The organism is Variovorax trehalosi (assembly GCF_051216415.1).
Lineage (GTDB): Bacteria > Pseudomonadota > Gammaproteobacteria > Burkholderiales > Burkholderiaceae_C > Variovorax.
Window position 1 is genome coordinate 148,715 of record NZ_JBPJZG010000009.1, and the last position, 12,454, is coordinate 161,168.

A 12,454-nucleotide genomic window follows, 5' to 3' on the forward strand; every position below is an offset into this window, starting at 1 on the left:
ATGCGCTCCGCTTTCGCGGCGGGCTTCGCGGCCTTCTTGGCGGCCGCCGTGCTCACGGCACCCACCAATAGCGCACTGCGTGAAAGTAGATCGGCGCCGCGAAGATCACCGAGTCCAGCCGGTCGAGCATGCCGCCGTGGCCTTCGATCATCGAGCCCCAGTCCTTCACGCCACGGTCGCGCTTGATGGCCGACATCACGAGCCCGCCGAAGAAGCCCATGAAGCAGATCATGAAGGCCATCAGCGCCGCCTGCCACGGGTTGAACGGCGTTGCCCAGTAGAGCGCCGCGCCCAGCGCGGTGGCGCTGGCCACGCCGCCGATCAAGCCTTCCCAGGTCTTGGAGGGCGAGAGCTCTGGCGCGACCTTGCGCTTGCCGAAGAGCTTGCCCCACACGTACTGCAGCACGTCGCTGCCCTGCACCACGATCACCAGGAACGCGATCAGCAGCAGGTTGCGGCCCTCGAAGCCCGGGATCTGCAGCGTCAGCAGCGCGGGCACGTGGCTGATGCAGAACACGCACACCATCAGGCCCCACTGGATCTTCGAGGTGCGCTCCAGAAAGCGCTGCGTGTCGCCGCCCACGGCAGCGAGGATCGGCAGGATCAGGAAGGCGTAGACCGGGATGAAGATCGAATAGAGCCCGTACCACTCGATCCAGATCAGGAAGTACTGTCCCGGCAGCGCGACGAAGAACGCAAGAGCGATCGCGGCATGGTCGCCGCGCCGCGTGTACGCGAGGCTGATGAACTCGCGCAGCGCGTAGAACGAAATCAGATAGAACAGCACGATCACGCCGCCCTTGCCGAACGCGAAGGCCAAACCGATCACCGCCACCATCACCCACCACGCATTGACGCGCGAGTTGAGGTTGTCGATCACCGAATGCGGCTGGCCGTGCGCCACCCGCCACTTGAGCAGCGCACCGATGGCCGAGGCCAGCACCAGCACGCCGAAGACGCCGCCGAAGAGCTTGAGCGTGGTCCAAGCGAAGGGAGAGAGTTCCATCATGATGCGGCGCCCTCGGCCTTGTCGTTGCGGTCGTATTCGGGGCGCAGGTCGAGCATGGCGGCTCGGGCGCGGGCGATGAAGGTGTTCTTGTCTTCGTCTTCGGCCAGCACGATCGGCGTGCCGAAGCGCACCGTGCAGGCCAGCGGAATCGGCACCAGCGTGCCCTTGGGCAGCACGCGCTTCAGGTTCTCGATCCACACCGGCACCAGCCGCACGTTGGGGCAGGCGCGCGCCAGGTGGAAGAGGCCGCTCTTGAGCGGCAGCAGGATTTCGTCGCCAGTGTTGCGCGTGCCTTCGGGGAACATGATGAGCGAGTCGCCGCCTTCCAGCGCCTCCTTCATCTGCTCGACCGGGTTGTCGCCCTGGCCCGAGCCGTCGCGACGGATCATGAGCGCGTTGAACACGTCGGCGCCAATGAAACGGCGCACCTTCGAGGCCATCCAGTAGTCCTGCCCTGCCACCGGCCGGGTGAGGGCGCGCAGGTCGGGCGGCAGCGTCGCCCACAGCAGCACGAAGTCGCCGTGGCTCGTGTGGTTGGCGAAGTAGAGCGTCTGCTCGGCCTTGGGCGTGGTGCCGCTCCAGATGGCGCGCACGCCGGTCAAAAGGCCCGCGGCACCGATGATCAGCTTGCCTGCCACCACGGCGAGCGCGCGGCGCAGGACCGTGCTTTCCGGCTTGTCGTTGTTCTCGTTTTCGTCGGTCAAGAGAAATCCTGTGTCATCAAGGCAAGAAGGAACATGGCGCTTTGGCAGGCGACCACGATGGCGTGGCGCTGCATGAGCTGGCGGGTGCCTTGCACGCGGTCGTCGAGCGGGCGGGGCGTGTGCGATGTAGGCGCGCTGCGGAGACCCAGGCGGTCCAGCGCGCGGTCGAGTGCGTCGAGCGAGGCGATGGTGCCGCGCGCCAGGTCGTCGAACAGCGTCTGGTCCAGCCGCAGCCGGAAGGCGAAGTAGCGCTCGAGCACGCCGAGGATCACGACCGCGCCGAAGCTCATGGTGGGCGTGGTCGGGAGCGAACGCAGCGTGAGCGCGAGCACCAGCGCCGCGATGCATGTCAGCGCGAAGCCCCAGATCGCCAGCACCGTGAAGGCGCGCAGCAGGCCGGCGAGCGCGGCGCAGGTGGCGCGGTCGTTGTCAGTCATGGGGTGGCACCTCCCGTGCGGGATTCAGGGGTGCGAGCGAACGCAGCCACGCCGGGCGCAGCACGATCTGCGGCCGGGCACGGCGCACCGCGTCTTCGGCCTGCGTCAGGTCGCCGGCCGAGCCGTAGCGGCCCAGCCATGCAATCACCGCCGCGGCGCTGCGCGAAAAGCCGAGCGCGCAACAGACCCACACCGGTGCGCCATCGGCGTTGCGTCGCTGGCCTTCGATGACCGCCGCTGCGCGCTGCAGCCGCACCGTCGGCGGCACCGTCAGGTCGAGCAAGGGCACGCAGCGTGCATGCGGCACATCGGCCGGCATCTGCAGCTCGGCGCACAGGCTCACGAGCCGGGGTTTGCCGGCGGCGAGCCACTCGGCATGCGTGGGTCGCCGGCCGAGCCGCAGGCCGGGCACCACCTCGACCGAGGCGGGCAGCTTGCGCGTCCAGAGCCAGGCGTTGACCGCGGCGCCCAGGCGGTAGGGCGCGAACAGCCAGCGCGCCGCCCAGCCCATGCGCCCGCGTCCGTCCATCTGGAAGCCGCGCGCGCCGAGGCCGATGTAGTTGAGCGCCACGAAAGCGAGCGACGCCGCCGGCCATGCGAGCCACAGCCACACGCCGCCGTACAAGGCAGCGGCAAGAAACAGCGCCGCACCCACCGTATAGAAGCCCGCGAGCTTCCACTGCTGTGCATCGCGCGTGACCTGCCAGGCGCAACGCATCGACACCACGCGCTCCAGCGGCCAGAGCCACACGCACAGCACCCCGAGCAGCGCGCCGGTCGGGATGTCGATGAAGTGGTGCTGCCACGTCGTGAGCACCGAGGCGCAGATCGCGAATGCCCACACATGCAGCACCAGCCGCGCCCACATCGGGCGGATGAATTGCCGGTACCAATCCCACAGGATCACGGCCAGCGCGATGTGCAGCGAGGGCGCCTGGTTGAACGGCTGGTCGAAGCCGCGCAGCGCGTTGAAGAGAAATGCCGGCGCGCCGTCGACCGGCGGCTGGCCGAAGCTGAAGTGCAGCGGCCAGGCGATGAAGCAGGTGCAGGCGACCAGCGTCGCGGTGACGAGCCGCAGCGCATGCCGGTCCAGCGTGTGTTTGCTGCGCGCGAGGAACAGCGACAGCGCGTAGAAGACGTTGATCGTCCAGTACGGAAAGATCGTCCACGGCCAGAACGGGATCTGCCGCTCCCAGTCGAAGGCCATCGACGGCACGTTCGCGCGCGTGGTGGCCCACCAGTTGGCGAAGCCGTAGGTCGCGTAGAACAGCGGCCCGAGAAACACGAGCCATGCGGCGGCGCGTTTCCAGGGCCGTTGCGCGAGCCAGGCAGTCATCGGAGAGCCTTCGTGCTGCGCACTGCGGCGCGAGCTTGCTTGGGGCGGCCCGGCGCGGCGCTCATCGCCCGGTGCGCACCGCCAGCGACACAGTGAAGATGCCCCACTCGTCGACCCGCTGGTCGATCTTGCGAAAGCCCGCTTCTTCCACCAGCTGGTCCATCTCGACCTGCGTGCGGCGGCGCATGACCCAGGCTTCGCCCTGGCGGTGGCTGGTGAGCGCGCGCGCGATCATCTCCAGCTGCGGGTGCCACGGCTGCCCGGTGTAGACGAGGTAGCCGCGGTCTTCCACCGCGTCGCCCACGCCCGCGAGCGAGCGCTGCACCATCTCGTTGTCGGGGAAGAGTTCGTACAGGCCCGACACCACCGCGAGCGTGGGCCGCGGCGTCACGGTCGCCAGGCTGATGCGGTCGAAGGCATCGGCCTGCACGAACTGCGCGGTGTCCTGCAGCCCCTTCTCGGCGATGAGCGCGCGGCCATCGCGCACGTTGATGTCGCTGTAGTCGCGCAGCAGGATCGAGCTGGCCTTCACGGGGCTCGCGAGCACCGCGTCGAGCACGTAGCGGCCGTGGCCCGCGGCGATGTCCATCACCCGCACCTCGCGGTGCATCTCGGCCAGGCGCTCCATCGCGATGCGCAGCAGCTCCTCGACGTGGATCTTGCGCTGCCGGATGCCGCGCCAGCCGATCGAGTTGAGGTACGTGTTGTCGATGCTGCGGCCCAGCGGCCCCTTGCCTTCGGGGTGGTTGCGGTAGACGTAGTCGAGCGTGCTGCCCGAGTCGAAGCCGGTTTCGTGGCCGAGCGCGATGCCGCTGGAGAGCTTGCCGCCCACGCGCAGCCCGCCGCGCGTCAGGGCCCAGTAGGCGCCGCGCGCCGACAGCGGCGAGAGCGGCTCGGCCAGCGCGCGCGATTCGTCGGCCGTGTCGCCGGTCAGGTGCGCCGCGGTGCGGTCGACCGGCACGGCCGGCGCGTCGAAGCGCTGCAGAATGAATTCGCGGATCTGCGCCACGGCAGGCGCCCGGTCTTTCTCGCCCAGCGTGTCGTGGAAGAAGCCCGGCAGTTCGGTCTTCGTCTTCACGGCGCTGCCCAGCCGCTCGAAGAACTGGTGCTGCGGCTTGTGGTGCACCACCCAGTCGGCACCGGAGATCAGCAGTTGCACCGGCAGCGTGATCGCGTTGGCGTCGGCCACCACGCGGTCGGCCGCTTCGTACAGGCCCAGCAGGATATTGACCGCGATGGGCCGCGAGATCAGCGGATCGCTCTCGTAGCTCGCGATGCGTTCCGGGTCGTGCGTGAGGAACTTCGCCTTCACATAGCTGTTGACGAAGAAGAGGCCGCGCAGCTTGTGCATCAGCCCGAGCCCTGCGCGCGCGAACGGCACGTAGAGCTTCACCTTGAAGGCGGGCGAGGCCAGCGTGAGGCCGCGCACCTTGGGCGCGTAGTCGTGCGCCCAGGTGGCGATCAGCACCGCACCCACGCTCTGCGCGACGACGTGGATGTCCTGCTCGGGCACGCCGTGGGCGCTGCCGATGTGATGCACGAAGGTCTGCACGTCGCGCACCGAGGTGCCGAAGCTCGGGCTGTAGCCGCGCTGGCCGGGCGAGCGGCCGTGACCGCGCGCGTCCCAGGCGAAGAAGTCGAAGTCAGGAAGGTCCAGCTCGTCGACCAGGTGGGCCATGCGCGCGCCGTGCTCGTGGCCGCGGTGGAACAGCACGATGGCGCCGCGGCGCACAGCGCCCGTGGCCGGCCAGTGGCGGTAGAAAAGCGATTCGCCGTCGTGCGTCTGGAAGTGATGCTCTTGCGCGATGCGTGGCGTGATGTCGGTCATTGAATCCCTGTGAATCTTGTCTTGGTCTGTGTGTTCAGCGGCCGGCGGCATCGGCTTCGGCCAATGCGCGGCGAATGCGGTTGACGATGGTCCAGGCCACGAGCGCCGCCAGCAGCGGCATGAGCCAGGCCGTCCAGGCCGCAAGCGGCCAGCCCAGCGCCACGTAGAGCCCGAGCGCGCCGAACACGAAGGCCCGGTCGCTCTTGCCCAGCGGTCCGTCGTAGCGGCGCGAGGCGCCCACCGTGGGGCCCAGTGCGCCGGCGAATTCGCTCAGCCCGGCCAGCACGATCACCGTGCCGACCCAGAACGGGCTGAAAGGCGCCACCAGCGCGAAGGGCAGGTAGAGCGCGGCGTCGGAGACCACGTCGGTCAGTTCGTTGAGAAAGGCGCCCAGCCTGCTTTGCTGGTTGTGCTCGCGCGCCAGCATGCCGTCGATGGCGTTGAAGGCCATGCGCAGGAACATCCAGGCCGGAATGAGCGCGAAGGCGGCCGGCGAGCGCACGAAGAAGAAAAGCCAGAGCCCGAGCACGACCGAGACGACGCACGCCGCCAGCGTGACCTGGTTGGCCGTGACGCCCATCGCATGCAGGCGGACCACCAGCGGCCGCAGCAGCGCCTGGAAACGCGGCTTCAATTCGTAGATCGACACGTGCTGCCTTCCCTCGTTCGTTATATGGCCGAAGCATTCTGCCAGTGAAGGCAGGCACTAAACTCCCCTGAAAACCCACCAAATGACGATCCAGACCGACGATTTCGCACCCGCCCCCCAACGTGTGGTGTCCGCCGCCCCCGCTTCGCCGAATGAAGAGGCGATCGAGCGGGCCCTGCGCCCCAAGCTGCTCGACGAATACGTCGGCCAGGCCAAGGTGCGCGAGCAGCTCGAAATCTTCATCGGCGCGGCGCGCAAGCGCAAGGAAGCGCTCGACCACGTGCTGCTGTTCGGCCCGCCCGGCCTGGGCAAGACCACGCTGTCGCACATCATCGCGGCCGAGCTGGGCGTCAACCTGCGCCAGACCTCCGGCCCGGTGCTGGAGAAGCCCAAGGACCTGGCGGCGCTCCTGACCAACCTGGAGCCCAACGACGTGCTCTTCATCGACGAGATCCACCGCCTGAGCCCGGTCGTCGAGGAAATCCTGTACCCCGCGCTGGAGGACTACCAGATCGACATCATGATCGGCGAGGGACCCGCGGCGCGCAGCATCAAGCTCGACCTGCAGCCCTTCACGCTGGTGGGCGCCACCACCCGCGCCGGCATGCTGACCAACCCGCTGCGCGACCGCTTCGGCATCGTCGCGCGGCTGGAGTTCTACACGCCCGAGGAGCTCGCACTCATCGTGACCCGCAGCGCCCGCCTGCTCAAGGTGGAAACCGACGCCACCGGCGGCTTCGAGATCGCCCGGCGCTCCCGCGGCACGCCCCGCATCGCCAACCGCCTGCTGCGCCGCGTGCGCGACTACGCCGAGGTCAAGGGCAACGGCCGCATCACCGAAGAGATCGCCCACAAGGCGCTCGCCATGCTGGACGTCGATCCGCAGGGCTTCGACCTCATGGACAGGAAGCTGCTCGAAGCCGTGATCCACCGCTTCGACGGCGGCCCGGTGGGCCTGGACAACGTCGCGGCCAGCATCGGCGAGGAGCGCGACACCATCGAGGACGTGATCGAGCCCTACCTCATCCAGCAGGGCTACCTGCAGCGCACGCCGCGCGGTCGCATCGCCACGCTGGCGGCCTACCGGCACCTGGGCGTGACGCCGCCTTCGAGCCGTTCGGACGGACAGGACCTTTTCGGAGTCTGACAACCCATGCACACCCATGACCTGAGCGCCTGGCAGCACGACCACCAGTTCGGCGCCGGCAATGCCTCCGCCGAGCGCAGCACCCGCCTCGTGATGTGGATCACCGCCGCGATGATGGTGGTCGAGATCGGCGCCGGCTGGTGGTTCAACTCGATGGCGCTGCTGGCCGACGGCTGGCACATGAGCTCGCACGCGCTGGCCATCGGCCTGAGCGCCTTCGCCTATGCGGCCGCGCGCCGCTATGCGCGTGATCCGCGCTTTGCGTTCGGCACCTGGAAGATCGAAGTGCTCGGCGGCTTCGCGAGCGCGCTGCTGCTGCTCGGTGTGGCGGCGCTGATGGTGGTGGGCTCGCTGGAGCGGCTGTGGTCGCCTTCGGCGATTCACTACCCCGAGGCGATTTCGGTGGCGGTGCTGGGGCTCGTGGTCAACCTGGTCTGCGCGCGGCTGCTGGGCGGCACGCACCACGACCATGGGCATCACCACCACGGTCACGATCACGGTCATTCGCACGAACACGGCCACGACCTGAACCTGCGCTCCGCCTACCTGCACGTGGTGGCCGACGCCGCCACCTCGGTGCTCGCCACCGCGGCACTGCTCGGCGGCTGGTTCTACGGCTGGGCCTGGCTCGACCCGGCGATGGGCATCGTCGGTGCGGTGCTGGTCGCCAGCTGGGCCCGGGGCCTCTTGAAGGAAACCGGCAAGGTGCTGCTCGATCGCGAGATGGACCACCCCGTCACCGAAGAGATCCGCGAAGGCGTGGAGACCACGCTGGCCGCTTCGGAAACCCGCGTGGCCGACCTGCATGTCTGGCGCGTCGGCCGCGATGCCTATGCCTGCGCGCTCACGGTCGTGACGCATTCGCTCACGCTCACCGCCGACGAGGTGCGTGCCTGCTTCTCGATGCACGAGGAAATTCGCCACTCGACGGTGGAAATCCAGCACTGCGTCGACTGACGAATCAGCCTGGTGGGCGGTGAACGTGCCGCACGATCAGCACCTGCGCCGCGTAGTAAGTCGCCAGCACCCACAGCTGCGCGAGCGGCAGCGGCAAGACGAAGCGGTTGGTCGCCAGCAGCGCGTCGCTCAGCATGAAAAAGCACGCACCCACCGCCACCCACGTGGCTGAAGGATCGGCTTCGCGCAGCACCGCCGCGCGCCCGATGGCCTGGGCCGCCATGCAGGCGATCACCACCACGTAGACCCCGACCGGAATCCGCAGCGCTGGCGGCAGCCCGCCCTGCCAGAGAAACGCATACATGCCCGCGCCGATCAGCAGCGTCGCCGCCAGTGCCCCGCGCCGCGGGAACAGGCCCACGCCGATGCGGAACAGCGCGATGTACGCCAGGTGCGCGAGCAAAAAGCACACGAGCCCCGGCACGAACAGCTTGGCCGAGCCCATCAGCAGCACATCGCCCGCCAGCGAGGCGACCAGCCCGGCCAACAGCAGCCCGTCGAAGCGGGTGACTGCACCAGACGCCATCGCACGCCGCGCGGCAAAGACGATCGCAATCGACAGCGCCAGCGGCTTGCAGATGTGGTGCAGCCAGCCGATGCCCAGCGCCGCGCTCGCCGTCGCCAGCGCGGCGGCCTCGACCAGGAGCACCTCGGTCACCGACAGCCGCCCCTGCAGCACGGCGCCGATGGCCCACAGGCTCGCCGTCAGCGTGGCCAGCCAGACGGCGGAGCGCTGCAGCGGCATGTCGTCGGAAAACCAGAGAAAGAAGGCCACGCCGCCCAGCATCAGCAGGAACTGAATGCCAGCGAACCACTGCACCCCGCGGCTCACGACGGGCTCGTAGCGCGTCACTTTCGCGATGTCGAACGCCGGCTTCGGAAAGCGCGCCGCCACGTCGGCCGGCCGCCAGCCGGGTGGCTTGAGCCACACGCGCAGCTTGTCGGCCCAACTGCGTGCGTGCCACGAATCCTTGGCCAGCCCCCAGTACACCTCGGCATTGGCCCAGAGCGGGTCCCAGCTCTTCAATTCGCCGCGCGTGCCGTAGACGCAGCGTTCGTCCTCTTCGCGGAAGGTGCCGAACAGGCGGTCCCACACGATCAGGATGCCGCCGTAGTTGCGGTCCAGGTACGTATCGTTCACCGCGTGATGCACCCGGTGATTCGACGGCGAGCAGAACCAGCGGTCGAACCAGCCGAGCTTGCCCACCTGCTCGGTGTGCACCCAGAACTGGTAGAGCAGATCGATGAGCGCCACCACGACGAACACCAGCGGCGGCACCCCGGCCACCGCCATCGGCATATAGAAGATCCAGCCGAGCAGCGCCCCGCTCGACGTCTGCCGCAGCGCGGTCGACAGGTTGTAGTGCTGGCTCTGGTGGTGCACCACATGCGCCGCCCAAAGCACCGCCGACTCGTGGCCCATGCGGTGCAGCCAGTAGTAGCAGAAGTCGTAGAACACCAGCGCCAGCAGCCAGCCGTACCAGGTGGTCCAGAAGTCGCTGGCCGCCTCCTTGGGGAACAGCGCCACCTCCGAATACACGGCGGTGTAGATGCCGATGCGCAAGAGCCCGGTGAGCACCGCGCTGATCTGGCTCAGCATGCCCAGGCCGATGCTGTTGACCGCATCGGCCAGCCGGTAGGTGTCGTGCCCCGTGCCGCGACGGGCCCGCACGCGGCCCACCGCGAATTCGATCGCGATCAGCAAGAAGAACACGGGGGTCGCAAGAACGATGATCTGGCCAGGTCGCATCGCGCGATTGTGGCGTTGCGCAGGGGCCACGCGTCATCGGGATGTCACGGGTGTGCCATCGCAGCGTCACGCGCGGGTGGGAGCCTACCCGTCCATGCAACGCGACGACGCTTTCCTTCGCGCATGGCGCGACACCGCGACCGGGACTCCTGAGCCGGAGGACGACGATCGCCAGCGTCCACCGCTGCACTTCCGAACGCTCTGGATCTCCGACCTGCACCTGGGCACGCCCGGCTGCCAGGCCCGCGCGCTGCTCGACTTTCTCAAGCACACCGAGTGCGAGACGCTGTTCCTGGTCGGCGACATCATCGACGGCTGGCAGCTGAAGCGGCACTGGTACTGGCCGCAGGCGCACAACGACGTGATCCAGAAGCTCCTGCGCAAGGCGCGCAAGGGCACGCGCGTGATCTTCATTCCGGGCAACCACGACGAGTTCGCCCGCAAGTACCTCAATCACAACTTCGGCGGCATCGACGTGGCCGACGAATGGATCCACGAGACGGCCGACGGCCGCAAGTTGTGGATCATCCACGGCGACCTGTTCGATGGCGTGATCCAGTGCGCCAAGTGGCTCGCCTACGTGGGCGACTCGCTCTACGAATTCACGCTCAAGCTGAACCGCCACCTCAACTCGCTGCGCGCGCGGATGGGGCTGCCGTACTGGTCGCTCTCCAAGTACCTCAAGGGCAAGGTCAAGCGCGCGGTGAGCTACGTGGGCGACTTCGAGAACGCGGTGGCGCGCGAGGCCCGCAAGCGCGGTGCGCAGGGGGTGGTGTGCGGCCACATCCACCATGCCGAGATGCGCGACATCGACGGCATCCTCTACTGCAACGACGGCGACTGGGTGGAAAGCCTCACGGCGCTGGCCGAGCATGCCGATGGCACGCTGGAAATCATCGACTGGGCCCAGCACATGCCGGTGCCGTCGAAGGCGACGCCGGCGCGCGAAGCCGTGGCCGCCTGAGCGAGCAGCCGGTTCAGCCGCGGCGCTTGGGGTCCCTGGCCGGCTGGCCGAACTGCTGTTCGCGCCAGGCGTCGTAGTGGCGCCACATGCTCTTGTTCATCTCATCCATCCACAGCCACCAGTTCAGCGCGAGCTTCTCGGGGTCGTGGGCGAGGGGTGAAAGAGACGTGGCCGGCGCGGACAGCGCATGGCGGGCCGGCGGATCGGGCAATTCGTAGTCGCACAGCCGCTCGACGCTGGCGTGCGAGAAACCGGGTGTGGTGGTCGCGTGCATGGTGCTCTCCATTGAGCGCAGCGCATTCTTTGGCGCACAGAACAACTCCCGACTGGCAATTTTGCGTGGTCGTCCGGAGGCGCTGGAGAGGGCTATCCCGGGTGTGCGCGCAAACTACCGAAACCGGTGAGTCTTCGTCCGATCCGACGATGCCCCCGCCGCACTCCCCAGGTGCACACTCGCCGCTGCACTCCAACGGGACCGCACCATGGCTTGGACACTCAGCGCCGCCGAAACGGCATTCCAGAACGAGGTTCGCGACTTTCTCTCGCGCGAGTTGACACCCGAACTCCGGGCAGCCGGCCGGCGCTGCTCCGGCATCTTCAGCGACTACGCCGAAGGCAACGGCTGGCACCGCATTCTTGCCAGGCGCGGCTGGAGCGTGCCGCACTGGCCGGTCGAGCACGGCGGCACCGGCTGGACGCCGATGCAGCACTACCTTTTCGCGGCCGAGCTGGCCGCGGCCGACGCGCCGCAGCGCGCGCCCATGGGGCCGGGCATGGTCGCGCCGGTGATCGTCGCCTTCGGCACCGAGGCGCAGAAGCGCGCGTGGCTGCCGGGCATCCGCTCAGGCGAGGACTATTGGTGCCAGGGCTATTCGGAGCCGCAGTCGGGGTCCGACCTGGCCTCGCTGCAATGCAAGGCCGTGCGCGACGGCGATCACTACGTCATCAACGGCACCAAGATCTGGACCACCCACGCGCAGTACGCCAACCGCATGTTCTGCCTCGTGCGCACCACCTCGGGCAGCAAGCCGCAGCAGGGCATCAGCTTCCTGTGCTTCGACATTCCGACGCCGGGCATCACCATCCGGCCGATCATCAGCATCTCGGGCGACCACGAACTCAACCAGGTGTTCTTCGACGACGTGCGCGTGCCCGCCGAGGGGCTCATCGGCGAGGAGAACCGGGGCTGGACCATCGCCAAGTACCTGCTGCAGCACGAGCGCGGCGGCGCGTGGACGCCGATGCTGCGCGCGCGCCTTCGCCGGTTGCGCACGGCCGCCGATGCGATCTCCGACGCGCAAGAGGCCGACGACATGGCGCTGCACCTGGCCGAAGCCGAATGCGCCATCGACGCGCTCGAGGCCACCGAGCTGCAGTCGCTGCGCGCGCAGGCGCGCGGCGAGCCGCCCGGCATCCGCCCCTCGATGGGCAAGGTGCTCGGCTCCGAGTTGCGCCAGCGGCTGACCGAACTCGGCGTCGAAATTGCCGGCCACTACGCCGCCGTCAACCTGCCGCTGGACGACGGGCTGCAGGGTGAACTGCCGATCCCGGAGGAGGCCGTGTTCTCGATGTCGGCCTACCTCAACGACCGTGCCGCTTCCATCTACGCCGGCTCCAACGAGGTGCAGCGCAACATCGTCGCGGCCCATCTGCTGGCCCGCTGAGGTCCTTGC

Annotated in this window: 12 protein-coding genes; 4 read left to right on the plus strand and 8 right to left on the minus strand. The window is 68.4% G+C overall.

Annotated elements, in window-relative coordinates; all coding sequences use genetic code 11:
* Positions 1-52: 52 nt before the first annotated feature.
* The 6 genes from ACSFA7_RS28595 to ACSFA7_RS28620 all read right to left on the minus strand — a co-directional run bounded on the left by ACSFA7_RS28595 (position 53) and on the right by ACSFA7_RS28620 (position 5,963).
* The gene (locus tag ACSFA7_RS28595; protein ID WP_307649153.1) at positions 53-1,009 is read right to left on the minus strand and encodes a phosphatidate cytidylyltransferase; all 957 of its coding nucleotides are present in this window, start codon (positions 1,007-1,009) and stop codon (positions 53-55) included.
* Entirely contained in the window at positions 1,006-1,713 is a 708-nt protein-coding gene (locus ACSFA7_RS28600; RefSeq protein WP_435502481.1) for a lysophospholipid acyltransferase family protein, read from the minus strand. Before ACSFA7_RS28600 ends, ACSFA7_RS28595 begins: the two co-directional genes overlap by 4 nt.
* Complete coding sequence (locus tag ACSFA7_RS28605; protein WP_435502482.1) at positions 1,710-2,150, minus strand: hypothetical protein; 441 nt, start codon at positions 2,148-2,150, stop codon at positions 1,710-1,712. The genes ACSFA7_RS28600 and ACSFA7_RS28605 overlap by 4 nt, the downstream gene beginning before the upstream one ends.
* Positions 2,143-3,486: a phosphatase PAP2/dual specificity phosphatase family protein gene (locus ACSFA7_RS28610; RefSeq protein WP_435502483.1), complete on the minus strand. Its 1,344-nt coding sequence runs from the start codon at positions 3,484-3,486 to the stop codon at positions 2,143-2,145. The genes ACSFA7_RS28605 and ACSFA7_RS28610 overlap by 8 nt, the downstream gene beginning before the upstream one ends.
* Positions 3,487-3,547: 61 nt before the next feature.
* Entirely contained in the window at positions 3,548-5,314 is a 1,767-nt protein-coding gene (locus ACSFA7_RS28615; RefSeq protein ID WP_435502484.1) for a bifunctional alpha/beta hydrolase/class I SAM-dependent methyltransferase, read from the minus strand.
* A 34-nt stretch (positions 5,315-5,348) separates the two neighbouring features.
* Positions 5,349-5,963 carry a CDP-alcohol phosphatidyltransferase family protein gene (locus ACSFA7_RS28620; protein ID WP_435502485.1) on the minus strand — a complete coding sequence of 205 codons (615 nt, stop codon included), beginning with the start codon at positions 5,961-5,963 and terminating at the stop codon, positions 5,349-5,351.
* 82 nt (positions 5,964-6,045) lie between these two features.
* Here ACSFA7_RS28620 and ruvB point away from each other — a divergent pair, with 82 nt between their 5' ends.
* A complete protein-coding gene (gene ruvB, locus ACSFA7_RS28625; protein WP_307645940.1) occupies positions 6,046-7,110 on the plus strand; it encodes a Holliday junction branch migration DNA helicase RuvB in 1,065 nt (354 codons plus the stop codon).
* A gap of 6 nt (positions 7,111-7,116) precedes the next feature.
* Complete coding sequence (gene dmeF / locus ACSFA7_RS28630; RefSeq protein WP_435502486.1) at positions 7,117-8,067, plus strand: CDF family Co(II)/Ni(II) efflux transporter DmeF; 951 nt, start codon at positions 7,117-7,119, stop codon at positions 8,065-8,067.
* Between the two features lie 4 nt (positions 8,068-8,071).
* Here dmeF and ACSFA7_RS28635 read toward each other — a convergent pair whose 3' ends face one another.
* Positions 8,072-9,817, minus strand: coding sequence for a lysoplasmalogenase family protein (locus ACSFA7_RS28635; RefSeq protein ID WP_435502487.1), 1,746 nt, complete (start codon positions 9,815-9,817; stop codon positions 8,072-8,074).
* A gap of 94 nt (positions 9,818-9,911) precedes the next feature.
* Here ACSFA7_RS28635 and ACSFA7_RS28640 point away from each other — a divergent pair, with 94 nt between their 5' ends.
* A complete protein-coding gene (locus ACSFA7_RS28640) occupies positions 9,912-10,781 on the plus strand; it encodes a UDP-2,3-diacylglucosamine diphosphatase (protein WP_176661669.1) in 870 nt (289 codons plus the stop codon).
* A 13-nt stretch (positions 10,782-10,794) separates the two neighbouring features.
* Here the strand turns inward: ACSFA7_RS28640 and ACSFA7_RS28645 are convergent, their stop codons facing one another.
* The gene (locus ACSFA7_RS28645; RefSeq protein WP_435502488.1) at positions 10,795-11,055 is read right to left on the minus strand and encodes a hypothetical protein; all 261 of its coding nucleotides are present in this window, start codon (positions 11,053-11,055) and stop codon (positions 10,795-10,797) included.
* Positions 11,056-11,263: 208 nt separating this feature from the next.
* Here ACSFA7_RS28645 and ACSFA7_RS28650 point away from each other — a divergent pair, with 208 nt between their 5' ends.
* Positions 11,264-12,445: an acyl-CoA dehydrogenase family protein gene (locus ACSFA7_RS28650; protein WP_435502489.1), complete on the plus strand. Its 1,182-nt coding sequence runs from the start codon at positions 11,264-11,266 to the stop codon at positions 12,443-12,445.
* The last annotated feature ends 9 nt before the right edge of the window (positions 12,446-12,454 follow it).